The 20,537-nt window shown below is 39.2% G+C and carries 35 protein-coding genes; all 35 read right to left on the bottom strand.

The annotated features are described in order from the left end of the window. Positions 1-80 precede the first annotated feature (80 nt). Positions 81-1,358: a phosphopyruvate hydratase gene (gene eno, locus A33Q_RS02075; protein WP_009034187.1), complete on the bottom strand. Its 1,278-nt coding sequence runs from the start codon at positions 1,356-1,358 to the stop codon at positions 81-83. A gap of 22 nt (positions 1,359-1,380) precedes the next feature. Further along, positions 1,381-2,478 (bottom strand): glutamine-hydrolyzing carbamoyl-phosphate synthase small subunit, encoded by a 1,098-nt coding sequence (carA, locus tag A33Q_RS02080; RefSeq protein WP_009034188.1) that lies wholly within the window; start codon positions 2,476-2,478, stop codon positions 1,381-1,383. Between the two features lie 127 nt (positions 2,479-2,605). Further along, positions 2,606-3,133: a 50S ribosomal protein L17 gene (gene rplQ, locus A33Q_RS02085; protein ID WP_040489671.1), complete on the bottom strand. Its 528-nt coding sequence runs from the start codon at positions 3,131-3,133 to the stop codon at positions 2,606-2,608. A 5-nt stretch (positions 3,134-3,138) separates the two neighbouring features. After that, positions 3,139-4,128, bottom strand: coding sequence for a DNA-directed RNA polymerase subunit alpha (locus tag A33Q_RS02090; RefSeq protein ID WP_009034190.1), 990 nt, complete (start codon positions 4,126-4,128; stop codon positions 3,139-3,141). 31 nt (positions 4,129-4,159) lie between these two features. Beyond that, positions 4,160-4,762, bottom strand: coding sequence for a 30S ribosomal protein S4 (gene rpsD, locus A33Q_RS02095; RefSeq protein ID WP_009034191.1), 603 nt, complete (start codon positions 4,760-4,762; stop codon positions 4,160-4,162). A 19-nt stretch (positions 4,763-4,781) separates the two neighbouring features. After that, positions 4,782-5,180, bottom strand: a complete 399-nt coding sequence (gene rpsK / locus A33Q_RS02100; protein ID WP_009034192.1) for a 30S ribosomal protein S11 — start codon at positions 5,178-5,180, stop codon at positions 4,782-4,784. 15 nt (positions 5,181-5,195) lie between these two features. Continuing rightward, positions 5,196-5,573, bottom strand: a complete 378-nt coding sequence (gene rpsM, locus A33Q_RS02105; RefSeq protein WP_009034193.1) for a 30S ribosomal protein S13 — start codon at positions 5,571-5,573, stop codon at positions 5,196-5,198. A gap of 5 nt (positions 5,574-5,578) precedes the next feature. After that, entirely contained in the window at positions 5,579-5,695 is a 117-nt protein-coding gene (gene rpmJ, locus A33Q_RS02110; protein ID WP_009034194.1) for a 50S ribosomal protein L36, read from the bottom strand. A 91-nt stretch (positions 5,696-5,786) separates the two neighbouring features. After that, complete coding sequence (gene infA, locus A33Q_RS02115; protein WP_009034195.1) at positions 5,787-6,005, bottom strand: translation initiation factor IF-1; 219 nt, start codon at positions 6,003-6,005, stop codon at positions 5,787-5,789. A gap of 2 nt (positions 6,006-6,007) precedes the next feature. Further along, the gene (map, locus tag A33Q_RS02120; protein WP_009034196.1) at positions 6,008-6,781 is read right to left on the bottom strand and encodes a type I methionyl aminopeptidase; all 774 of its coding nucleotides are present in this window, start codon (positions 6,779-6,781) and stop codon (positions 6,008-6,010) included. Then, positions 6,778-8,100, bottom strand: a complete 1,323-nt coding sequence (secY, locus tag A33Q_RS02125; RefSeq protein WP_009034197.1) for a preprotein translocase subunit SecY — start codon at positions 8,098-8,100, stop codon at positions 6,778-6,780. Before secY ends, map begins: the two co-directional genes overlap by 4 nt. A gap of 4 nt (positions 8,101-8,104) precedes the next feature. After that, the gene (gene rplO, locus A33Q_RS02130; RefSeq protein ID WP_009034198.1) at positions 8,105-8,551 is read right to left on the bottom strand and encodes a 50S ribosomal protein L15; all 447 of its coding nucleotides are present in this window, start codon (positions 8,549-8,551) and stop codon (positions 8,105-8,107) included. A 2-nt stretch (positions 8,552-8,553) separates the two neighbouring features. Next, entirely contained in the window at positions 8,554-8,733 is a 180-nt protein-coding gene (gene rpmD, locus A33Q_RS02135; protein ID WP_009034199.1) for a 50S ribosomal protein L30, read from the bottom strand. 4 nt (positions 8,734-8,737) lie between these two features. Beyond that, the gene (gene rpsE, locus A33Q_RS02140) at positions 8,738-9,256 is read right to left on the bottom strand and encodes a 30S ribosomal protein S5 (protein ID WP_009034200.1); all 519 of its coding nucleotides are present in this window, start codon (positions 9,254-9,256) and stop codon (positions 8,738-8,740) included. A 9-nt stretch (positions 9,257-9,265) separates the two neighbouring features. Next, a complete protein-coding gene (rplR, locus tag A33Q_RS02145; protein WP_009034201.1) occupies positions 9,266-9,616 on the bottom strand; it encodes a 50S ribosomal protein L18 in 351 nt (116 codons plus the stop codon). Positions 9,617-9,621: 5 nt separating this feature from the next. Continuing rightward, positions 9,622-10,179: a 50S ribosomal protein L6 gene (rplF, locus tag A33Q_RS02150; RefSeq protein WP_009034202.1), complete on the bottom strand. Its 558-nt coding sequence runs from the start codon at positions 10,177-10,179 to the stop codon at positions 9,622-9,624. Positions 10,180-10,188: 9 nt separating this feature from the next. Then, positions 10,189-10,584, bottom strand: a complete 396-nt coding sequence (rpsH, locus tag A33Q_RS02155; protein WP_009034203.1) for a 30S ribosomal protein S8 — start codon at positions 10,582-10,584, stop codon at positions 10,189-10,191. Positions 10,585-10,669: 85 nt separating this feature from the next. Beyond that, positions 10,670-10,939, bottom strand: a complete 270-nt coding sequence (gene rpsN, locus A33Q_RS02160; RefSeq protein WP_009034204.1) for a 30S ribosomal protein S14 — start codon at positions 10,937-10,939, stop codon at positions 10,670-10,672. Between the two features lie 2 nt (positions 10,940-10,941). Continuing rightward, a complete protein-coding gene (gene rplE, locus A33Q_RS02165; RefSeq protein ID WP_009034205.1) occupies positions 10,942-11,502 on the bottom strand; it encodes a 50S ribosomal protein L5 in 561 nt (186 codons plus the stop codon). Further along, a complete protein-coding gene (rplX, locus tag A33Q_RS02170) occupies positions 11,495-11,839 on the bottom strand; it encodes a 50S ribosomal protein L24 (RefSeq protein ID WP_009034206.1) in 345 nt (114 codons plus the stop codon). Before rplX ends, rplE begins: the two co-directional genes overlap by 8 nt. 2 nt (positions 11,840-11,841) lie before the next feature. Beyond that, the gene (gene rplN / locus A33Q_RS02175; protein ID WP_009034207.1) at positions 11,842-12,210 is read right to left on the bottom strand and encodes a 50S ribosomal protein L14; all 369 of its coding nucleotides are present in this window, start codon (positions 12,208-12,210) and stop codon (positions 11,842-11,844) included. Positions 12,211-12,212: 2 nt separating this feature from the next. Then, entirely contained in the window at positions 12,213-12,476 is a 264-nt protein-coding gene (gene rpsQ / locus A33Q_RS02180) for a 30S ribosomal protein S17 (RefSeq protein WP_009034208.1), read from the bottom strand. A gap of 7 nt (positions 12,477-12,483) precedes the next feature. Further along, entirely contained in the window at positions 12,484-12,678 is a 195-nt protein-coding gene (rpmC, locus tag A33Q_RS02185; protein ID WP_009034209.1) for a 50S ribosomal protein L29, read from the bottom strand. An 8-nt stretch (positions 12,679-12,686) separates the two neighbouring features. Next, positions 12,687-13,106 carry a 50S ribosomal protein L16 gene (gene rplP, locus A33Q_RS02190; protein WP_009034210.1) on the bottom strand — a complete coding sequence of 140 codons (420 nt, stop codon included), beginning with the start codon at positions 13,104-13,106 and terminating at the stop codon, positions 12,687-12,689. A gap of 23 nt (positions 13,107-13,129) precedes the next feature. Next, positions 13,130-13,864 carry a 30S ribosomal protein S3 gene (rpsC, locus tag A33Q_RS02195; RefSeq protein ID WP_009034211.1) on the bottom strand — a complete coding sequence of 245 codons (735 nt, stop codon included), beginning with the start codon at positions 13,862-13,864 and terminating at the stop codon, positions 13,130-13,132. Positions 13,865-13,873: 9 nt separating this feature from the next. Next, entirely contained in the window at positions 13,874-14,266 is a 393-nt protein-coding gene (gene rplV, locus A33Q_RS02200) for a 50S ribosomal protein L22 (RefSeq protein WP_009034212.1), read from the bottom strand. A gap of 2 nt (positions 14,267-14,268) precedes the next feature. Beyond that, the gene (gene rpsS / locus A33Q_RS02205) at positions 14,269-14,547 is read right to left on the bottom strand and encodes a 30S ribosomal protein S19 (RefSeq protein WP_009034213.1); all 279 of its coding nucleotides are present in this window, start codon (positions 14,545-14,547) and stop codon (positions 14,269-14,271) included. A gap of 2 nt (positions 14,548-14,549) precedes the next feature. Continuing rightward, entirely contained in the window at positions 14,550-15,374 is an 825-nt protein-coding gene (gene rplB, locus A33Q_RS02210; protein ID WP_009034214.1) for a 50S ribosomal protein L2, read from the bottom strand. Positions 15,375-15,387: 13 nt separating this feature from the next. Continuing rightward, a complete protein-coding gene (gene rplW / locus A33Q_RS02215; protein ID WP_009034215.1) occupies positions 15,388-15,675 on the bottom strand; it encodes a 50S ribosomal protein L23 in 288 nt (95 codons plus the stop codon). A gap of 3 nt (positions 15,676-15,678) precedes the next feature. Next, positions 15,679-16,308 (bottom strand): 50S ribosomal protein L4, encoded by a 630-nt coding sequence (rplD, locus tag A33Q_RS02220; protein WP_009034216.1) that lies wholly within the window; start codon positions 16,306-16,308, stop codon positions 15,679-15,681. Positions 16,309-16,312: 4 nt separating this feature from the next. Beyond that, on the bottom strand, positions 16,313-16,945 hold the full coding sequence (rplC, locus tag A33Q_RS02225) for a 50S ribosomal protein L3 (protein ID WP_009034217.1): 633 nt from the start codon (positions 16,943-16,945) through the stop codon (positions 16,313-16,315). A gap of 254 nt (positions 16,946-17,199) precedes the next feature. Beyond that, a complete protein-coding gene (gene rpsJ / locus A33Q_RS02230) occupies positions 17,200-17,505 on the bottom strand; it encodes a 30S ribosomal protein S10 (RefSeq protein WP_009034218.1) in 306 nt (101 codons plus the stop codon). A gap of 13 nt (positions 17,506-17,518) precedes the next feature. Beyond that, complete coding sequence (gene fusA / locus A33Q_RS02235) at positions 17,519-19,639, bottom strand: elongation factor G (RefSeq protein ID WP_009034219.1); 2,121 nt, start codon at positions 19,637-19,639, stop codon at positions 17,519-17,521. A 7-nt stretch (positions 19,640-19,646) separates the two neighbouring features. Beyond that, positions 19,647-20,114, bottom strand: a complete 468-nt coding sequence (gene rpsG / locus A33Q_RS02240) for a 30S ribosomal protein S7 (protein WP_009034220.1) — start codon at positions 20,112-20,114, stop codon at positions 19,647-19,649. Between the two features lie 22 nt (positions 20,115-20,136). Further along, positions 20,137-20,526 carry a 30S ribosomal protein S12 gene (gene rpsL / locus A33Q_RS02245; RefSeq protein WP_009034221.1) on the bottom strand — a complete coding sequence of 130 codons (390 nt, stop codon included), beginning with the start codon at positions 20,524-20,526 and terminating at the stop codon, positions 20,137-20,139. Positions 20,527-20,537 lie beyond the last annotated feature (11 nt).

Raw genomic sequence — 20,537 nt, forward strand, 5'->3', positions numbered from 1 at the left:
AAATGACATGAATGGCAACAAAAAAGGCAGCCTTAAGAGACTGCCCTTAGATCATAAATCTTTTGATTTCAAATAATAGCTTATTTTTTCGGAAAATATGCGCTTTCTCCCAATAACTCCTCAATTCTAAGCAATTGATTATATTTAGCCATTCTGTCTGAACGGGAAGCGGATCCTGTCTTGATCTGACCGCAATTAACGGCCACAGCCAAATCAGCAATGGTAGAATCTTCTGTTTCTCCTGATCTATGAGACATTACGCAAGTCCAGCCAGCTTTGTGGGCCATCGAAATCGCATTCAACGTCTCGGTTAAAGTACCGATTTGATTTACTTTAATCAAAATTGAATTGGCTGACTTTTCTTTGATACCTCTTTCAAGAAATTTCACATTAGTCACTAAAAGATCATCTCCTACAAGCTGGATTTTGTCACCGATCTTGGCTGTCAGCAAAGCCCAACCTTCCCAGTCTTCCTCAGCACAACCGTCTTCAATTGAATCTATAGGGTATTTCTCGGACAATTCTGCCAAATAAGCTACTTGTTCTTCTCTGGTTCTCGTCTGACCTGAATCACCTTCAAATTTTTTATAATCATATTTTCCATCTACAAAAAACTCAGATGCTGCACAGTCTAAGGCTATGGTGATTTGCTCCCCTGCTTTATAACCCGCATTTTTGATAGCTTCCAAAATACTTTCCAAAGCTTCTTCCGTACCACCTGAGAAATTAGGTGCAAAACCGCCTTCATCTCCTACCGCTGTTACAAGGTTTCTGTCATGCAAGATCTTTTTCAGATGATGAAAGACTTCCGCACCCATTCTGATAGCTTCTGAAAAACTTGGAGCACCTACAGGTCTGATCATAAATTCTTGGAACGCAATAGGAGCATCAGAATGTGAACCTCCATTGATAATATTCATCATTGGAACTGGAAGAGTATTCGCATTTACTCCACCAACATATCTGAAAAGTGGCTGACCAGCCTCCATTGCTGCAGCTTTTGCTACTGCCAATGAAACACCCAAAATAGCATTTGCTCCTAGCTTGCTTTTATTTGGAGTACCATCGAGGTCAATCATAATCTGATCGATTGTATTTTGCTCGAATACATCCATACCAACAAGTTCGGGAGCTATGACGTCATTGACATTGGAAACGGCTTTCAAAACACCTTTTCCTAAATATTTGCTTTTATCTCCATCACGTAACTCTACTGCTTCATTGACTCCGGTAGATGCGCCACTCGGGACAGCAGCCCTTCCAAAAGCTCCAGTTTCAGTAAAAACATCAACCTCTATTGTTGGATTTCCACGGGAATCCAAAATTTGTCTAGCGTGGATTGTTTGAATCAGTGTCATAATTTAACAGGTTTAATAGTTGTTATTTTTTATTCATTAAGTTTATAAAATCATCAAATAAATATCTGGAATCATGAGGGCCTGGAGAAGATTCCGGATGATATTGAACAGAAAAAGCCGGTTTATTTTTCAGTTTTATTCCGGCAACAGTTTTATCGTTGAGGTGAATATGAGTCATTTCTACCAGATCACTGTTTTCAACATCTTCTTTTTTGACTACAAATCCGTGGTTTTGTGAAGTAATTTCACTTTTTCCAGTAAAAATATTTTTGATGGGATGGTTTAGACCTCTATGCCCATGGTGCATTTTATAGGTACTAATTCCACAAGCCTCTGCCAAAACCTGATGCCCTAGGCAAATTCCAAAAACTGGCTTATCAGATTCCAAAATATCCTTTGTTGTCTTCACTGCATATTCCATTACAGCTGGATCCCCTGGGCCATTAGAAAGAAAATACCCGTCTGGGTTCCATTTTTTCAATTCTTCAAACTTCGTTTTTGCAGGAAATACTTTGCAATAAACACCTCTATCGGCCAAATTTCTAAGGATATTAAGCTTAATCCCAAAATCTAGGCAAGCAACCTTCAAAGGCGAATTTTCATCACCATAGAAAAATGGCTCCTTTGTACAAACCTGGGAGGACAACTCTAATCCATTCATATCAGGCACAAGGTTTAATTCAGCTTTTAGGCCAGCTAAATCATCTTCGAACTCTGAACTGATAATTGCATTCATCGCTCCTTTTGATCTTATATGTCTGACCAGCTTTCTTGTATCAATATCAGCTATACCAGTAATCCCATACTTGACCAAATAATCTTGTAGAGAACCATCAGCATCCAACCTGGAATAGATCTCTGAAAAACTGTTAACCACAATGCCTGCAATCGTTGGCTGATCAGATTCAACTTCGCTGCTGATCACTCCATAATTACCAATATGTGAAGTGGTAGTAACAATGATCTGACCAGTGTAAGAAGGATCAGTATAAATTTCCTGATATCCGGTCATTCCTGTGTTGAAACAAATTTCACCCCCGTTTGTGCCGGGGCTTCCGATAAGGGTACCTTTGAAAATAGTACCATCTGCAAGGAGTAGTGTTGCTTTTAGTTTATTCATCTCGTTTTTTGGACTTGTCAAAGTTAATTATTTTTAAGATAAGAGCCTTAAGGAAATGGAAAGGATATAAAAAAAGGGATTGAACCAAAGTTCAATCCCTTTTATATATAGAAAATACCGACATGAATTAATCTTCAGTTTTTTCTTCTTTAGATTCAGCATCAGTGGAAGCATCTGCTGCCGGAGCATCAGTCTTAGTTTCAGCGACAGGAGCTGATTCCTCCTTGGCTTTACCTGAACCTCTTCGGCTTCTTCTAGTTGTCTTTTTAGCTGGCTTGGCATCTTTCAACATTAATTCATTGAAATCAACCAATTCTATAATACACATTTCAGCATTGTCACCTAGACGGAATCCGGTTTTGATGATCCTTGTATATCCACCATTTCTGGTTCCGACTTTTTCTACTACTGCACCAAAAAGCTCTTTAATTCCTTCTTTATTCTGAAGGTATGAGAAAGCGACCCTTCTATTGTGGGTAGTATCTTCTTTTGCCCTAGTGATCAAAGGCTCTACATATTTTCTTAACTCTTTAGCCTTGGCAAGCGTTGTAGAAATACGCTTGTGAAGAATCAAGGAAGTAGCCATGTTAGAAAGCATTGCTTTCCTGTGACTTGCCGTCCTGCCAAGGTGGTTAAATTTCTTACCGTGTCTCATTTTATTTATTCTTCATCAAGTTTATACTTAGACAAGTCCATTCCAAAGGTCAGTCCTTTTTCTTGGATAAGCTGCTCAAGTTCTGCTAGAGATTTTTTACCAAAGTTTCTGAATTTCATCATATCTGAAATTTCAAGTTTGGCCAAATCACCTAGAGTTTTCACATCTGCAGCTTTAAGACAATTGAATGCGCGAACAGAAAGATCCAAATCACCAAGAGGGGTTTTTAGAAGTTTTCTCATATGCAAGAATTCTTCATCAATTGGCTCTGGCTCAGAAATACCTGTAGAATCCAAGACCATAGTTTGGTCAGAAAACAGCATGAAATGCTGAATAAGAATTTTAGCAGATTCCTGAAGTGCTTTTTCTGGGTGAATTGACCCGTCCGTGGTAACTTCAAGAATAAGTTTTTCAAAGTCAGTCTTCTGCTCTACCCTTGTATTCTCAACGCTATATTTCACGTTTTTGATAGGAGTAAAGATTGCATCAATCGGAATCACTCCGAAAACCTGCTCTTTTGGTTTGGATTCTTCTGCAGGAAGATAACCTCTTCCCTTTTCAACTGTCAATTCAATTTCAAAACTTTTTGTATCATCCAAGTGGCAGATAACCTGCTCTGGATTCAACACCTCAAATGAGGTAGTAAACTTGGCGATATCTCCAGCAGTAAAGACGGCCTGATTCGAAACCTCAACAGTAATTTTTCCATCTATGGAATCATGGACTTTCTTAAGTCTCACTTGTTTCAGGTTAAGAATGATATCAGTCACATCTTCCACAACACCCTCGATCGTTGAAAATTCGTGAACTACTCCTGGAAGCTTCACGGAAGTAATGGCGTAACCTTCTAGAGAGGAAAGTAGAATTCTTCTCAAGGCATTGCCTATGGTGACCCCATAGCCCTTCTCAAGTGGCTTAAAGGTGAAAAGGCCGTGGAAGTCATCGGCTTTTTCCATCACCACTTTCTCGGGCATTTGAAATGCTAATATGGACATATCAATAGTTCTATTTAAGTCTGAAAGTTTATTATTTAGAGTAAAGTTCGACGATCAATTGCTCCTTGATATTCTCCGGAATATCATCTCTAGTAGGAATTGAAACAAACTTACCTGTTAAAGAAGAATTATCCCACTCTAACCAAGGGTAACGGTTGGACTTTCCAGCAAGGCTGCTTGAAATAGCTTCAAGAGATTTTGAACGTTCTCTTACTGAAACTACATCACCCGGCTTTAAAGTATAAGAAGGTATATTTACAATCTCTCCATTTACAAGGATATGTTTGTGCGAAACAAGTTGTCTGGCACCTCTTCTTGTAGGGGCAATACCTAATCTGAAAACTGTATTATCAAGTCTTGCCTCCAACAATTGAAGTAGGTTTTCACCAGTAATCCCTTGTTTTCTGGAAGCTATGTCAAACATTTTAGCAAATTGTCTTTCCAATACACCATAAATGTATTTAGCTTTTTGCTTTTCAGCTAACTGAATTGCGTATTCAGATTGCTTTTTTCTTCTACCCCTACCATGTTGTCCTGGAGGGTAATTCTTCTTTTGGAGAGCTTTGCTATATCCTTCGATAGGCTCGCCGAATCTTCTGGCGATTTTTGCCTTTGGACCTGTATATCTTGCCATTCTATAATCTATTTAGAAATTAAACTCTTCTACGCTTAGGAGGACGACATCCGTTGTGAGGAAGTGGAGTCACATCAATAATCGTAGTTACATCTAGACCTACATTTTGTAATGTTCTGATGGCAGATTCTCTCCCAGCACCAGGACCTTTTACAAAAACTTCAATTTTTCTCAAACCCAAATCATATGCTACCTGACCACAGTTCTGTGCAGCCATTTGTGCGGCATAAGGAGTATTTTTCTTTGAACCTCTGAAGCCCATTTTACCGGCAGAAGCCCAAGAAATAACCTGACCTGAATTATTGGTAATAGAGATGATAATATTGTTAAAGGAAGCTTTGATGTGAGCTTGACCCACAGCCTCTACTTTAACTACTCTTTTTTTACCTTTAGCTTTATCGTTTCTTTTCTGAGCCATAATCTAATTCAAGATTTATTTAGTTGCCTTTTTCTTGTTGGCAACAGTTTTTCTCTTACCTTTTCTAGTTCTCGCGTTGTTTTTGGTTTTTTGACCTCTTACTGGAAGACCTTTTCTGTGTCTCAAACCTCTATAACAACCAATATCCATCAATCTTTTGATGTTCAATTGAATCTCAGACTTTAGAGCACCTTCGGTCCTATACTCTTCAGCTATAAGATTTCTAATAGCGGTAGACTCTTCGTCATCCCACTCACCAGCTTTCTTGTCAAAAGAAATTCCTGCTTTCTCCAGGATAGCTCTAGCTGAACTTCTACCTATACCGAATATGTAGGTCAAGCCGATTTCTCCACGTTTGTTGTCTGGAATGTCAACACCTGCAATTCTTGCCATAATGATTAACCTTGTCTTTGTTTAAACTTAGGATTCTTTTTGTTGATCACGTAAAGTTTTCCTTTTCTTCTGATTACTTTACAGTCAACACTTCTCTTTTTGATTGATGCCTTTACTTTCATGTGTCTATAATTTATTTGCAACGCCACATGGAATTTGCCCTTGTAGTTGGAATTGATACATTCTTCTTACTGAGGCTAATTTCATGACATATTACTTGTATCTGTAAACTATCCTACCCTTAGAAAGATCATAAGGAGAAAGCTCCAGTTTAACCTTATCTCCAGGTAAAATTTTAATATAATTCATCCTCATTTTTCCTGAAATATGTGCAATCAATTGATGCCCATTTTCAAGTTCCACTTTGAACATTGCATTTGACAATGCCTCAACAATTGTCCCATCTTGCTCTATAGATGTCTGTTTAGCCATATTTAGAAATTAAAATTCTCTTCTATATACTTATGTGTGGTCAGAATTTCGGTCCTGTCCTCAAATATTGCAACTGTATGTTCGTAATGAGCAGAGGGCTTTCTATCAGCAGTTCTGATAGTCCAACCATCCCTTTCCTGAACAATATTTCTTGTACCTAGATTGACCATTGGTTCAATCGCAATAACAAGCCCATCTTTCAGTATAGGACCACTGCCTCTTTTACCATAGTTAGGTACCTCTGGTGATTCATGAAGATTTTTACCAAGTCCATGTCCTACCAATTCGCGTACAACTGTGTAGCCCTTAGCTTCCACAAACTTTTGAATCGCATTTCCAATATCACCAACACGATTACCAAATACAGCCTTTTCAATACCTAGATACAGAGATTCTTTAGTTGCTTTGAGCAATGACAAAATATTGGGAGAGACTTCACCGACAGGGTAAGTATAAGCGCAATCGCTATGAAAACCTTGGTGAAAGACTCCACAATCTATTGAGATTATATCGCCATCTTTCAAAACATAATCACTTGGAAAACCATGCACAACGACTTCATTAACTGAAATACATAATGAAGCAGGAAATCCATTGTAACCTTTAAAAGAAGGTACACCAGCATTATCTCTGATGTATTCCTCTGCAATTTTATCTAGAAAGGAAGTCTTTACTCCCTCTTTTACTAACTTAGCTACTTCTCCGTGAGCTTTTCCTAATATCTGAGCACTTTCCTTGATCAGTTCAACTTCTTCCGAAGTCTTGTAATGAATCATATTGCAGCTGCAAAATTAGAAGGATTGTTTTTCATGTTTCCACTTTTCATCATTCCTTCATAATGTCTCATCAACAAATAACTCTCGATCTGCCTAAGGGTATCCATGATAACCCCTACCATAATCAACAAGGAAGTTCCTCCATAGAATTGTGCAAAAGAACCACTTACTCCAGCAATTATCGCAAAAGCAGGTAAAATTGCAACTATTGATAAAAGGATAGAACCTGGAAGCGTAATCTTAGAGATAATGTTATCAATAAAATCCGCAGTAGGAGCACCAGGCTTTATGCCAGGAACAAAACCACCATTTCTTTTAAGATCTTCAGCAATTTGCTCTGGATTGACCGTAATTGCAGTGTAGAAGAAAGTGAACAAGATGATCATGACCGCAAAAACCAGGTTATACTGCCATGATGTAAAATCACTGAAAGTACTACCAATATAATTAGCAATATCATTGTCAGCTGACCATATCTGAGCTATCAAAGCAGGCAAAAACATCAATGATTGCGCGAAGATGATGGGCATTACACCCGATGCATTCACTTTAATTGGAATATATTGTCTCTGTCCGCCATATACTTTACCACCTACAACTTGCTTGGCATATTGCACTGGGACTCTTCTTGTGGCCTCTGTCAATGCTACAACACCAACTACTACAAAGAAAAGCACAGCTGCTTCTATAAGCAGTAACAACATTCCTGATGTACCTTTTGACAAGGCTTCAGCAATCATAGCTCCAGGCAAGGCTGAAATTATACCAATCATGATCAACATAGAAATACCATTACCGATACCCTTTTCTGTGATCTTTTCACCAAGCCACATACAGAACATTGTACCTGCTGAAAGCAATACCAACGAACTGAACATGAAAAGAGAAGTACTTACCATAACAGCACCAGTAGGTAGAATAGTAGCGGTTATGTAACCTATACCCTGCGCCACAGTTATTGCAATAGTTAATACTCTAGTGATCTGATTGATTCTTTTCCTCCCAGACTCACCCTCTTTTTGAAGTTTCTGAAAATATGGTACTCCAACAGTCAATAACTGCAACACGATGGAAGCAGAGATGTAAGGCATGATACCTAAACCAAATATAGAAGCATTACTAAATGCTCCTCCAAGGAATGTATCAATTAACCCGAATATACCTTCTGGCGCATCTCCCAGTTTGGAGGGGTCCACACCTGGCAATACGATAAAAGAACCCAATCTAAATACTACCAGAAATCCAATAGTATTCAAAATTCGGATTCTTAAATCTTCAATAGAAAAGATATTCTTAACTGTTGAGATAAACTTTTTCATTTATTTAAAGCTTGTTTACTGTTCCGCCAACTTTTTCAATTGCTTCTATAGCGGAAGCAGAGAAAGAATGAGCACTTACATTTAATTTGGCTGTAAGTTCGCCTCTACCTAAGACTTTTACAACATCTTTCTTCGAAACTAGACCATGAGAGATCAAAGTTTCTAAAGTTATTGTGTCTAAGCTCTCAGATTTAGCCAGTTCTTCCAACACATTTAGGTTGATTGGCTTATATTCAACTCTATTCAAGCTCTTAAAACCAAATTTAGGAACTCTTCTCTGAAGAGGCATTTGACCACCCTCAAATCCTAGTTTGGACTTGTAACCAGATCTGGATTTAGCACCCTTATGTCCTCTGGTAGAAGTTCCACCTCTACCTGAACCTTGGCCACGTCCAATTCTCTTTCTTGATTTTATTGAACCCTCTGCAGGTTTTAATGTATGTAATTTCATGATTAAGCTTCCTCCACTTTTAAAAGGTGACTTACTTTCCTTATCATTCCAGCGATTTGCGGAGTATTTTCAACTTCCACAGTCCTGTTGATCTTACCAAGGCCTAGAGCTGTTATTGTAGCTTTCTGATCCTTTGGTCTTTTTATTATACTCTTAACTTGAGTTATTTTAACCTTAGCCATCTTCTTAACCGTTAAAAACTTTAGACATTTTTACACCTCTTTGCTGCGAAACGGCAATCGCATCTCTTAATTGTACAAGAGCATCAATTGTAGCTTTCACAACATTGTGGGGATTGGAAGAACCTTTGGATTTAGCCAAAACATCAGTAACTCCAGCACTTTCCAAAACTGCACGCATAGCACCACCGGCTATAACACCTGTACCTGGAGCTGCAGGTTTGATCAATACAAAACCTCCACCGAATTTACCTAACTGCTCATGAGGAATAGTTCCTTTCAGTACAGGTACTCTAACAAGGTTTTTCTTTGCATCTTCTATTCCTTTGGTAATGGCATCTGTTACTTCATTGGCTTTACCAAGACCGTAACCAACTACTCCATTTCCATCTCCTACGACAACTATAGCAGAGAAGGAGAATCTCCTACCACCTTTCACAACTTTAGCTACTCGGTTGATGGCTACTACTTTCTCTTTAAGTTCAGTATCTGTTGCCCTAATGGGTTTTCTTTTAACTTGAGACATAATATCTGATTAAAATTTAAGGCCTCCTTCTCTTGCGCCTTCAGCAAGAGCTTTAACATTACCATGATAAAGGTATCCTCCTCTGTCAAAAACAACTTCAGAAATACCGTTAGAAACTGCTCTCTCAGCAAGTTTTTTACCTACTTCTTTAGAGACAGCAATTTGAATATTCTTTGCAGAACCGAGTTCTTTGGAAGAGGCCTGTGCTAGTGTATGACCTTTCAAGTCATCTACTAGCTGTGCATAAATCCCCGTATTGCTTTTAAATACTGCTAGACGAGGTCTAGAATCAGTACCGGAGATTTTTCTCCTGATACCTCTTTTGATTCTAAGTCTTCTTAATTTCTTATTAAAAGCCATCTTAATTATTTTTTACCGGCAGTTTTACCAGCCTTACGTCTAATATTTTCACCAACGAAGCGTACGCCCTTGCCTTTATAAGGCTCAACTTTACGCAATGATTTGATTTTAGCAGCCACTTGGCCTACCAATTCTTTATCGATACCTTCAAGAGTTACCAATGGGTTTTTACCCTTAGGGGTTTCTGTTTTGATTGCAATCGACTCCGGTAAAGCAAAGAAAATGTTATGTGAATAACCTAAAGAAAGTTCAAGAACCTGCCCTTGGTTAGACGCCTTATAACCTACACCGACTAGTTCAAGTTCTTTTTTATAACCTTCCGATACACCTTGTACCATGTTGCTAATTAAAGATCTGTAAAGTCCGTGTAGTGATTTATGTCTTTTGGATTCTGTAGGTCTGTCGACAACCACTTGATTGCCTTCCACTTTAACAGAAATGTCGGGATTAACGTCCCTTTTTAACGTGCCTTTGGGACCTTTAACAGTCACCTCATTGTGAGAGGTGACGTCTACAGTAACACCCGCTGGCAGATCTATTGGTTTTTTACCTATTCTTGACATGACGTTATTTTAGTATACGTAGCAAAGTACTTCTCCACCGATACCTTCAGTTCTTGCTTCCTTATCGGTCATTATGCCTTTGGAAGTAGAAAGAATGGCTACACCAAGTCCATTTATGACTCTTGGCAATTCTTCGTGTTTTACATATTTTCTCAAACCTGGCTTACTAATTCTGCTTAGGCTTACGATGGCATTTTGCTTAGTTGATGGGTTATATTTCAGCGCTATTTTGATGCTGCCCTGCGGGCCTTCATCTACGAATTTATAGTTCTGAATGTATCCCTTATCATGAAGCACCTTCGTGATTTCCTTCTTGACATTAGAAGCAGGTATCTCAACGATTCTATGAGAAGCCTTGATGGCATTTCTCAATCTTGTCAGATAATCAGCTATTGGATCAGTCATAATTATATAAGTCTAACTACACAGCCCCTTTTCGGGCGTGCAAAGTTACACAATGATTTTTAGAATAAAAACTCTTGTTAATATTTTACCAGCTAGACTTAGTGACTCCAGGTATTTTCCCAGCTGATGCCATTTCTCTGAATGTCACCCTATTGATACCGAATTTTCTCATGTACCCTTTTGGACGACCAGTCAATTTACATCTGTTGTGCAATCTAACTGGAGATGAATTTTTGGGTAATTTATCCAAACCCTCATAGTCTCCTGCAGCTTTAAGTTCAGCTCTCTTCTTAGCATATTTTGCTACTAAACGCTCTCTTTTTCTTTCGCGCGCTTTAAGTGACTCTCTTGCCATAATTAATTTTGGTTGTTTTTGTTAACGAAAGGCATCCCCAAAGCTTTCAAAAGTGCATGACTTTCTTCATCTGTATTGGCTGTGGTCACAAAAGTGATATCCATACCAGAGATTCTATTAACTTTTTCAATGCTTATTTCTGGGAAGATAATTTGCTCAGTAACACCTAAGGTGTAATTGCCCCTTCCGTCAAAACCTTTGTCGCTTATCCCTTTGAAATCTCTAACCCTTGGCAAAGCAACGGTCATCAATCGATCCAGGAATTCATACATTTTGTCTCCTCTTAAAGTGACTTTTGCACCAATAGGCATTCCTTCTCTCAACTTGAAGTTAGAGACTGAATTTTTTGCAATCGTCGCAACAGCCCTCTGGCCAGCGATCAAGCTTAATTCTTCAACTCCCTGATCAACCAACTTTTTGTCTGCTACCGCAGCACCGATACCTTTGTTAATGACTATTTTCGTAAGCTTAGGCACCTCCATGATTGAAGAATACTGAAACTTTTCTTTTAAAGCAGGAACGATTTCCTTATTGTATCTTTCTTTAACTCTAGGTTTAGCCATTGATCACCTCCCCTGTTTTCTTAGAATACCTTACTAATTTACCATTCTCTCCAGCCTTTCTACCTGTTCTTGTAGCCTCACCAGTTTTGGGATCTACGAGCATCAGGTTACTGATATGGATTGAAGCTTCTCTTTTTTCGATGCCACCCTGCGGATTATTTGCAGTTGGTTTTACGTGCTTGGTTACCATGTTCAAGCCTTCAACGAAAGCTCTTTTTTTGGTAAGATCTACAGAGAGTATTTTTCCCGTTTTGCCTTTGTCATCACCCGACAATACCTTTACAGTATCTCCGGTTTTAACATGTAGCTTGGGCTGTTTATTAAATTTCCTTTCCATAATTACAATACTTCTGGGGCCAAAGATACGATTTTCATAAACTGCTTGTCTCTCAATTCTCTAGCCACAGGGCCGAAAATACGAGTACCTCTTGGCTCGTCATTGTTATTCAAAAGTACGGCAGCATTATCTTCAAATCTGATGTATGAACCGTCTTTTCTTCTGATTTCCTTCTTCGTTCTCACGATAACCGCTTTTGAAACGGTACCTTTTTTCATATTGGAGGAAGATAGAGCTGATTTTACAGTTACTACAACCTTATCGCCTATGGAAGCATACCTTTTTCTTGTACCTCCCAAAACGCGGATCACTAGTACTTCTTTAGCACCGGAGTTGTCCGCTACACCTAGTCTCGATTCTTGTTGTATCATAATTACTTAGCTCTTTCAATTATTTCAACTAATCTCCAACGCTTGTTCTTACTCAGCGGACGAGTTTCGCTAATTTTGACGATATCGCCTTCTTTAGCATCATTTGTCTCATCATGAGCCATAAATTTTGTAGTCTTAGCAACGAACTTACCGTAAATTGGGTGCTTAACCCTTCTTTCAACGGCAACCGTAATGGATTTATCCATCTTGTTGCTGACTACCTTTCCTATTCTTTCTTTTCGAAGATTTCTCTCAGTAGTAGCCATTCTAGTATTATTTAGCTAGTTTTTTTGAAGTCAAAGTCGTCATCAATCTTGCGATCAAGCGCTTGGATTCCTTTAATTTGTTCGGATTCTCAATAGGAGAGATGGCATGAGCGAATCTTAACTTGGTCAAGTTTTCCTTCTCAGCGGCTATTCTCTCAATGATTTCACTTTCGGAAAGTGATCTGATTTCTGAGTTTTTCATAGTCTTATTTATCCAACGTAATCCCTACGTACTACGAATTTTGTACTTACTGGAAGTTTTTGCTGCGCTAATCTTAAAGCTTCTTGAGCAACTTCCAAACTTACACCTGTAGCTTCAAAAAGGATAGTTCCTGGTTTAATTACAGCAACCCAGTATTCTGGAGCACCTTTACCTTTACCCATACGAACCTCTGCAGGCTTTTTAGTGATAGGTTTGTCAGGGAATATTCTAATCCATACTTGTCCTTCTCTCTTCATAGCTCTCGTCATTGCGATACGAGCTGCCTCGATCTGACGAGAAGTAATCCAACCTGCCTCAAGGGACTTGATACCAAAGTTGCCAAAGGAGAGCGTATGTCCCCTTTGAGCCAAACCTTTGACTCTGCCCTTGTGCATTTTTCTATATTTAGTTCTTTTTGGCTGTAACATGATTTCTCACTTATAAGGTGAAATTAGTTATTTCTCTTTCTTCTCTTTGGTCCGCCTTCTCTTCTCTTTCCTCTGGCGTTACCACTACCTTTCGGTTCATTAGCAGCACCTACGTTAGGGGAAAGATCTCTTTTACCATAAACTTCTCCCTTGAAAATCCACACTTTGATTCCAATGATTCCGTATACAGTGTTAGCTTCAGAAATAGCATAATCAATATCAGCTCTAAGTGTATGCAAAGGAATTCTACCCTCTTTGTACATTTCAGATCTTGCCATTTCTGCACCTCCAAGTCTTCCTGAAAGCTTGATTTTAATCCCTTCAGCACCTACTCTCATTGTAGCTGCAATGGATTGCTTCATTGCTCTTCTAAATGAAATTCGGGCCTGTAATTGTTGTGCGATGGACTCACCTACCAATTTGGCATCAAGTTCAGGTCTTTTAATTTCAAAAATATTGATCTGAACATCTTTGTTAGTCAATTTTTTGAGTTCTTCTTTCAGTTTATCAACTTCAGCTCCACCTTTCCCGATAACAACTCCCGGACGAGCCGTGTGTATGGTAAGGGTGATTCTTTTAAGTGTTCTTTCAATGATTACCTTAGAGATTCCTCCTTTTGGAATTCTGGCAAGGACATACTTTCTGATTTGCTGGTCTTCATACAACTTCTCAGCAAAGTCTTTACCTCCGTACCAATTGGATTCCCAACCTTTGATAACACCAAGCCTAAAACCAATAGGGTTTACTTTTTGTCCCATAGTCTGATTTTAATTAGATTTTTCAGTTGTTTCTACTACATCAGCGGTAACTTCGTCATAGTTGATTGCATCTACTACAAGGGTTACATGATTTGATCTTTTACGGATTCTATGAGCTCTACCCTGTGGAGCCGGTCTCAACCTTTTCAACATACGTCCACCATCAACGAAGATAGTCTTCACATATAGGTCAGCTTCCTCAAGCTTCTCGTCAGGGTTTTTAGCCTGCCAGTTGGCAACTGCAGAAAGTAAAAGTTTCTCCAGCTTGATTGCACCATGATTTGGAGTAAACTTCAAAATACTTAGCGCATCTCCTACTCTTTTACCTCTAACAAGGTCAGCTACCAAACGCATTTTGCGTGTAGAAGTAGGAACATTATTTAATCTTGCTATTGCTTCCATGATTATCTCTTTCCTTTATCTTTTTTGGCGATGTGACCTCTAAAGTTTCTAGTAGGTGCAAATTCTCCTAGCTTATGACCTACCATGTTATCTGTTACAAACACAGGAATAAATTTATTCCCATTATGCACAGCAAAGGTATGTCCAACGAAATCCGGAGATATCATAGATCTCCTTGACCATGTTTTGATCACGGACTTTTTCCCGGATTCGTTCATTACATCTACTTTTTTCGCCAAGTGATGCTCTATATAAGGACCTTTTTTTAATGAACGTGCCATAATTATTTGGTTCTTTTACTGATGATGAATTTGTTAGAATACTTTTTACGAGATCTGGTTTTCTTACCCTTAGCGAGTAATCCAGTTCTTGATCTCGGATGACCTCCTGAGGAGCGCCCTTCACCACCACCCATTGGGTGATCTACAGGGTTCATTGCAACACCTCTAGTTCTTGGTCTCTTTCCTAACCAACGATTTCTACCAGCCTTACCAAGCACAACATTCATGTGGTCACCGTTCGATACTGTACCAACAGTGGCCATACATTCGCCCAGAACAAGCCTCATTTCACCTGAAGGTAATTTTACTGTTACGTACTTACCATCTCTAGCTACTACTTGACCATATCCACCAGCACTTCTTGCCAAAGCTGCACCTTTTCCAGGCTTAAGCTCAATGTTATGGACAATAGTACCAAGTGGAACACTCTTCAATTTCATTGCATTGCCCACTTCAGGAGCAACTATTTCTCCAGAAACTACTGTCTGACCAATTTCCAATCCTTCCGGAGCGATAATATAGGCCTTTGCACCATCTACATAATATAGAAGTGCAATCCTTGCAGTCCTGTTTGGATCGTATTCTACAGCTTTAACAACTGCTGGTACTCCAAACTTATTTCTTTTGAAATCAATGACTCTATATCTTTGCTTATGACCTCCACCTATGTATCGGGAAGTCATTTTACCTGAATTATTTCTACCACCTGATTTTGACTTAGGAGCCAAAAGAGATTTCTCTGGCGATGATTTGGTAATCTCATCAAATGCCGGAGCGACTCTAAATCTGGTTCCTGGGGTTACAGGCTTTAATTTTTTAACTGCCATGATTATGATTCAATTAAATTTCTCCGTAAAAATCAATTATATCACCTTCTGCTACCTGTACGATAGCCTTTTTGAAGGCATTGCTGAAACCGGATACGATTTTGGTCTTTGTATATCTCGTCTTCGGCTTACCTGCATACCTCATTGTACGCACATCCACCACTTTGACATCATACATTTTCTCTACGGCTCTTTTGATCTCTGGCTTAGAAGCTTTCTTCTCAACAATGAATCCGTAAACCCCTTGTTCGTTCATCGCAGAAATCTTTTCCGTAATCAAAGGTTTTTTTAGTATATCCATTTTTTACTTCAATAAAAGGGTTTCCAACTTGCTTACTGAACCTTCACACAATACTAAATTGTCTGCATTAAGCAACTCATAAGTATTGATGCTATCAACAGTAACCACCTTTGCTTTAGGTAAATTTCTGCTGGACAAATAAACGTGCTTGTCATTTTCTGGAAGAACCAATAAAGTCTTCTTATCTGATAAAGAAAGCCCATTCAAAAAAGTGATGTAGTTTTTTGTCTTAGAAGTTTCAAAAGAAACGTTCTCAAGGACTGTCAAACTATTCTCTTTTGCTTTATATGTTAAAGCAGACTTTCTTGCCAATTGCTTCAATTTTTTATTCAGCTTAAAGGAGTAATCCCTTGGTCTTGGACCGAATACTCTACCTCCACCTTTGAACAAAGGAGATTTGATAGATCCAGCTCTGGCACCACCGGTCCCTTTTTGCTTCTTGATCTTCTTGGTAGAACCCGCAATTTCATTTCTTTCTTTGGCTTTATGAGTACCTTGTCTCTGGTTAGCCAAATATTGTTTTACATCCAGATAGATCGCATGATCATTAGGCTCAATGGCGAAAATGTCATCAGAAAGACTAATCTTCCTACCTGTGTCTTCTCCGTTTTGTTTTAATACTGCTAATTCCATATGCTTACTTCTCTAGGATAACGAAAGAATTTTTTGGACCAGGAACAGAGCCACTAACCAATAGCAAGTTCTTTTCTGGATAGATTTTCAAAACCTTAAGGTTAATCACCTTAACTCTGTCACCACCGGTTCTTCCTGCCATTCTCATACCTTTAAATACTCTTGAAGGCCAAGAACAAGCACCGATAGATCCAGGGTGTCTTTGTCTGTTATGCTGACCGTGTGTTTGACCACCTACACCAGCAAATCCATGTCTTTTTACTACACCTTGGAAACCTTTACCTTTTGAAGTTCCGATAGCATCCACGAAGTCTCCTTCGATAAATATCTGCCCAGCTTCCAAAGTTTTCCCAAGATCAACCTGACCTTCGAATTCGACCCTAAAGTCTCTGAATTCAACAACTTTCTGCTTTGGCGTAGTACCGGCCTTTTTGAAATGCCCGATAAGTGGCTTAGGAGTGTTCTTCTCCTTACGCTCACCATATGCCAATTGAACAGCGTTGTACCCGTCTGTTTCTAAATTTTTTACTTGCGTCACTACGCAAGGACCAGCTTCTATTAGCGTGCATGCGACGTTACGTCCATCGGCACTGAAAATGCTAGTCATACCTACTTTTTTTCCTATTATTCCAGACATCTTCTGTTGTATAATAATCTTGAATCCCAAGTGCTTACGCAAAAGGGCCCTTTTTAAGGACTGCAAAGTTAGAAATTAATATTCAGCTAACAAACCCCAACTTTAATATTTTCAAATATTTACGAAAATAAATTTGGATTTTAGGAGCTAAACCAAACCTCACAATCATATTAATAAATTAATTGAGCAGAAGACAAAAGAAAAACCCATCCACCGGAGCGGACAGGTTTTTAATTTGCTTAAGATCAATTCTGTCAGACTTTGATTTCTACATCTACTCCACTTGGAAGCTCGATCTTCATCAAGGCGTCTACAGTTTTTGAACTATTGCTGTAAATGTCAACCAGTCTCTTGTAAGTACAAAGCTGGTATTGGTCTCTGGCTTTTTTATTCACATGAGGTGATTTAAGCACAGTGAACTTTTCTTTCTTTGTTGGCAATGGAATCGGACCCACAACTATGGCTCCTGTTGATTTCACTGCTTTGACGATCTTTTCTGATGACTTATCCACCAGACTATGATCGTATGATTTTAGTTTTATTCTGATTTTCTGATTCATTTTCTTCTGGGGTTTAGGCTTTTTCACCTTTAACTTTAGCAATCACAGTCTCAGCAATATTTGACGGTACTGACTCATAATGAGAGAAAGTCAAAGATGCTGTGGCTCTACCTGAGGATATGGTCCTGAGATCAGTCACATAACCAAACAATTCTGACAAAGGAACAGAAGCCTTGATCACGGAGGAAGTGCCTTTAGTATCCATACCTTTCATCAAACCTCTTCTCCTGTTGAGATCACCGGTAATTGGACCTGTGTACTCATCTGGGGTTACAACGTCTACTGCCATAATCGGCTCAAGCAACTGTGGCCTGGCTTTTTTCGCAGCTTCTTTGAAACCTATTCTTGCTGCAAGTTCAAAAGAAAGTGCATCTGAATCGACATCGTGGAAGGAACCATGGAAAAGTCTTACTTTCATGGATTCTATTGGATATCCTGCCAAAGGACCATTTTTCATAGCTTCAGCAAAACCCTTTTGAATGGCTGGAATAAATTCTTTAGGAATCACACCACCTACAATACCATTGACGAAGTCTAATCCTGGCTTAATTTCGCCAGTTTCAGGATCTGGATCTTTTGGTCCAAGTTCGAATACGATGTCCGCAAACTTACCTTTACCTCCGGTTTGTTTTTTGTAAACCTCTTTATGTTCAACAGAACCGAACAGAGCCTCTTTGTAAGCAACCTGAGGAGCACCTTGGTTGATTTCAACTTTAAATTCTCTTTTCAATCTGTCAATGATGATATCCAAGTGCAATTCCCCCATACCTCTAAGTATAGTCTGACCAGTTTCATGGTCAGTATTAACTTGTAGAGTTGGATCTTCTTCAACAAGTTTTGCAATTGCCATACCTAATTTATCAACATCAGCCTGAGTTTTTGGCTCAATAGCATATCCGATAACTGGTTCTGGGAAAATCATTGACTCTAACACTACTTTACGACTTTCGTCACAAAGCGTATCACCTGTTTTGATATCTTTAAACCCAACAACAGCACCAATATCACCGGCCTGAAGTCTTGGGATTTGATTTTGCTTGTTAGCGTGCATTTGGAACACCCTAGAAATACGCTCTTTGTTTCCAGAACGGCTATTGTAGACATAAGAACCAGACTCTAGAACTCCAGAGTATGCTCTTACAAAACAAAGTCGTCCTACAAATGGGTCAGTAGCAATTTTGAATGCAAGGCCAGTAAATGGCTCACTTTCATTTGGAGAAATTCTTACATCTCTTTCTTCACTATCAAGCCCATGCGCAAAAATATCATCCTTATCCAATGGAGAAGGCAATAATTCCATCACAAGATCAAGCATAGTCTGCACACCTTTATTTTTGAAAGAAGATCCACATACCATGGGGACAATTTTCATGTCAATAGTAGCAGCTCTCAAAGCTTTCAAAATTTCAGCTTCAGTGATTGAGTCTGGATCATCGAAGAATTTCTCCATCAATGATTCATCATAATCAGCTACAGCTTCCAATAGATGCTCTCTATACTCTGTCACTTCATCCTGCATGTCTTCAGGAATAGGAACTTCTTCAAAAGTCATCCCCATATCCTCTTCATTCCAAACGATAGCTCTGTTGTTGATCAAATCAACTACACCTCTGAATTTATCTTCAGCTCCGATTGGAAGTTGCAAAGGAACAGCATAGCTCCCAAGCATTTCTTTCACTTGCTTACAAACTTCAAGGAAGTTAGCACCGGCACGGTCCATTTTATTTACGAATCCGATACGGGCTACTTTATAATTATCTGCCAATCTCCAGTTAGTCTCAGACTGAGGCTCTACTCCATCAACTGCACTAAAAAGAAAGACAAGACCATCTAATACTCTAAGGGATCTATTTACTTCAACAGTGAAGTCAACGTGACCTGGAGTATCGATGATGTTGATTTGGTATTTCTGATCTCTGTAATTCCAAAAAACTGTGGTAGCCGCAGAAGTAATAGTGATACCTCTCTCCTGCTCTTGCGCCATCCAGTCCATTGTAGCAGCTCCATCATGGACCTCCCCAATCTTATGACTGACCCCAGAGTAAAAAAGGATCCTCTCTGTAGTGGTCGTTTTTCCTGCGTCAATGTGTGCCGCAATTCCAATGTTCCTGGTATATCTTAAATCTCTTGCCATCTTTTAATTAAAATCTAAAGTGTGAGAATGCTTTGTTTGCTTCTGCCATTCTATGGGTATCGTCTTTCTTCTTAACAGCTGCACCTTCTCCTTTGGATGCGGAGATGATTTCACCTGCAAGTCTATCCATCATGGTCTTCTCACCCCTTTTTCTGGCATAAGTGATCATCCACTTGATCCCTAGGGACAATTTTCTTTCGGGTCTAACTTCCATCGGAACCTGGAACGTAGCACCACCAACCCTACGACTCTTCACCTCTACAGCTGGAGTAATATTGTTAAGCGCTTTTTTCCAAACCTCAAGACCGTTCTCACCTACTTTCTCTTCAACCTTCTCGACTGCATCGTAGAAGATTTTGTAAGCAATACTCTTCTTACCGTCCACCATCAGGCAGTTAACGAACTTCGTTACCAAAGTGTCGTTGAACTTTGGATCAGGAAGAATATATCTCTTCTTTGGTTTCGCTTTTCTCATTTTTTTGTAATGTTTTAATCAATTATTTTTTTGCTGCGGCCGCTTTGGGACGCTTAGCACCGTACTTAGAGCGACCTTGCTTACGGTCTTTAACTCCTGCTGTATCAAGTGCACCTCTGATAATGTGGTAACGTACACCTGGAAGATCTTTAACACGACCACCTCTGATCAGGACGATAGAGTGCTCTTGCAAATTGTGACCTTCACCTGGTATATAGGCGTTCACCTCTTTACCATTTGTCAACCTTACCCTTGCTACTTTTCTCATAGCGGAGTTAGGCTTCTTTGGAGTGGTAGTGTACACCCTGGTACATACACCTCTTCTTTGAGGACAAGCATCCAAAGCTCTGGACTTAGACTTGGTCTCAAGAGTGGTTCTACCTTTTCTTACTAACTGTTGTATAGTAGGCATTTAATAGATAA

The sequence above is a fragment of the Indibacter alkaliphilus LW1 genome (genome assembly GCF_000295935.2).
Lineage (GTDB): Bacteria > Bacteroidota > Bacteroidia > Cytophagales > Cyclobacteriaceae > Indibacter > Indibacter alkaliphilus.

Excerpts from the sequence above, each read along its gene's own strand:
- eno (WP_009034187.1), bottom strand. The coding sequence starts at position 1,358 with ATGACACTGATTCAAACAATCCACGCTAGACAAATTTTGGATTCCCGT.
- carA (WP_009034188.1), bottom strand. The coding sequence starts at position 2,478 with ATGAATAAACTAAAAGCAACACTACTCCTTGCAGATGGTACTATTTTC.
- rplQ (WP_040489671.1), bottom strand. The coding sequence starts at position 3,133 with ATGAGACACGGTAAGAAATTTAACCACCTTGGCAGGACGGCAAGTCAC.
- A33Q_RS02090 (WP_009034190.1), bottom strand. The coding sequence starts at position 4,128 with ATGTCCATATTAGCATTTCAAATGCCCGAGAAAGTGGTGATGGAAAAA.
- rpsD (WP_009034191.1), bottom strand. The coding sequence starts at position 4,762 with ATGGCAAGATATACAGGTCCAAAGGCAAAAATCGCCAGAAGATTCGGC.
- rpsK (WP_009034192.1), bottom strand. The coding sequence starts at position 5,180 with ATGGCTCAGAAAAGAAACGATAAAGCTAAAGGTAAAAAAAGAGTAGTT.
- rpsM (WP_009034193.1), bottom strand. The coding sequence starts at position 5,573 with ATGGCAAGAATTGCAGGTGTTGACATTCCAGACAACAAACGTGGAGAA.
- rpmJ (WP_009034194.1), bottom strand. The coding sequence starts at position 5,695 with ATGAAAGTAAAGGCATCAATCAAAAAGAGAAGTGTTGACTGTAAAGTA.
- infA (WP_009034195.1), bottom strand. The coding sequence starts at position 6,005 with ATGGCTAAACAGACATCTATAGAGCAAGATGGGACAATTGTTGAGGCA.
- map (WP_009034196.1), bottom strand. The coding sequence starts at position 6,781 with ATGATTCATTACAAGACTTCGGAAGAAGTTGAACTGATCAAGGAAAGT.
- secY (WP_009034197.1), bottom strand. The coding sequence starts at position 8,100 with ATGAAAAAGTTTATCTCAACAGTTAAGAATATCTTTTCTATTGAAGAT.
- rplO (WP_009034198.1), bottom strand. The coding sequence starts at position 8,551 with ATGAAATTACATACATTAAAACCTGCAGAGGGTTCAATAAAATCAAGA.
- rpmD (WP_009034199.1), bottom strand. The coding sequence starts at position 8,733 with ATGGCTAAGGTTAAAATAACTCAAGTTAAGAGTATAATAAAAAGACCA.
- rpsE (WP_009034200.1), bottom strand. The coding sequence starts at position 9,256 with ATGTCTCAAGTTAAAAGAAAACCCATTAGGGCAACAGATACTGAACTT.
- rplR (WP_009034201.1), bottom strand. The coding sequence starts at position 9,616 with ATGGCTTTTAATAAGAAATTAAGAAGACTTAGAATCAAAAGAGGTATC.
- rplF (WP_009034202.1), bottom strand. The coding sequence starts at position 10,179 with ATGTCAAGAATAGGTAAAAAACCAATAGATCTGCCAGCGGGTGTTACT.
- rpsH (WP_009034203.1), bottom strand. The coding sequence starts at position 10,584 with ATGACTGATCCAATAGCTGATTATCTGACAAGATTGAGAAATGCCATC.
- rpsN (WP_009034204.1), bottom strand. The coding sequence starts at position 10,939 with ATGGCAAGAGAGTCACTTAAAGCGCGCGAAAGAAAAAGAGAGCGTTTA.
- rplE (WP_009034205.1), bottom strand. The coding sequence starts at position 11,502 with ATGGCTAAACCTAGAGTTAAAGAAAGATACAATAAGGAAATCGTTCCT.
- rplX (WP_009034206.1), bottom strand. The coding sequence starts at position 11,839 with ATGGAAAGGAAATTTAATAAACAGCCCAAGCTACATGTTAAAACCGGA.
- rplN (WP_009034207.1), bottom strand. The coding sequence starts at position 12,210 with ATGATACAACAAGAATCGAGACTAGGTGTAGCGGACAACTCCGGTGCT.
- rpsQ (WP_009034208.1), bottom strand. The coding sequence starts at position 12,476 with ATGGCTACTACTGAGAGAAATCTTCGAAAAGAAAGAATAGGAAAGGTA.
- rpmC (WP_009034209.1), bottom strand. The coding sequence starts at position 12,678 with ATGAAAAACTCAGAAATCAGATCACTTTCCGAAAGTGAAATCATTGAG.
- rplP (WP_009034210.1), bottom strand. The coding sequence starts at position 13,106 with ATGTTACAGCCAAAAAGAACTAAATATAGAAAAATGCACAAGGGCAGA.
- rpsC (WP_009034211.1), bottom strand. The coding sequence starts at position 13,864 with ATGGGACAAAAAGTAAACCCTATTGGTTTTAGGCTTGGTGTTATCAAA.
- rplV (WP_009034212.1), bottom strand. The coding sequence starts at position 14,266 with ATGGAAGCAATAGCAAGATTAAATAATGTTCCTACTTCTACACGCAAA.
- rpsS (WP_009034213.1), bottom strand. The coding sequence starts at position 14,547 with ATGGCACGTTCATTAAAAAAAGGTCCTTATATAGAGCATCACTTGGCG.
- rplB (WP_009034214.1), bottom strand. The coding sequence starts at position 15,374 with ATGGCAGTTAAAAAATTAAAGCCTGTAACCCCAGGAACCAGATTTAGA.
- rplW (WP_009034215.1), bottom strand. The coding sequence starts at position 15,675 with ATGGATATACTAAAAAAACCTTTGATTACGGAAAAGATTTCTGCGATG.
- rplD (WP_009034216.1), bottom strand. The coding sequence starts at position 16,308 with ATGGAATTAGCAGTATTAAAACAAAACGGAGAAGACACAGGTAGGAAG.
- rplC (WP_009034217.1), bottom strand. The coding sequence starts at position 16,945 with ATGTCTGGAATAATAGGAAAAAAAGTAGGTATGACTAGCATTTTCAGT.
- rpsJ (WP_009034218.1), bottom strand. The coding sequence starts at position 17,505 with ATGAATCAGAAAATCAGAATAAAACTAAAATCATACGATCATAGTCTG.
- fusA (WP_009034219.1), bottom strand. The coding sequence starts at position 19,639 with ATGGCAAGAGATTTAAGATATACCAGGAACATTGGAATTGCGGCACAC.
- rpsG (WP_009034220.1), bottom strand. The coding sequence starts at position 20,114 with ATGAGAAAAGCGAAACCAAAGAAGAGATATATTCTTCCTGATCCAAAG.
- rpsL (WP_009034221.1), bottom strand. The coding sequence starts at position 20,526 with ATGCCTACTATACAACAGTTAGTAAGAAAAGGTAGAACCACTCTTGAG.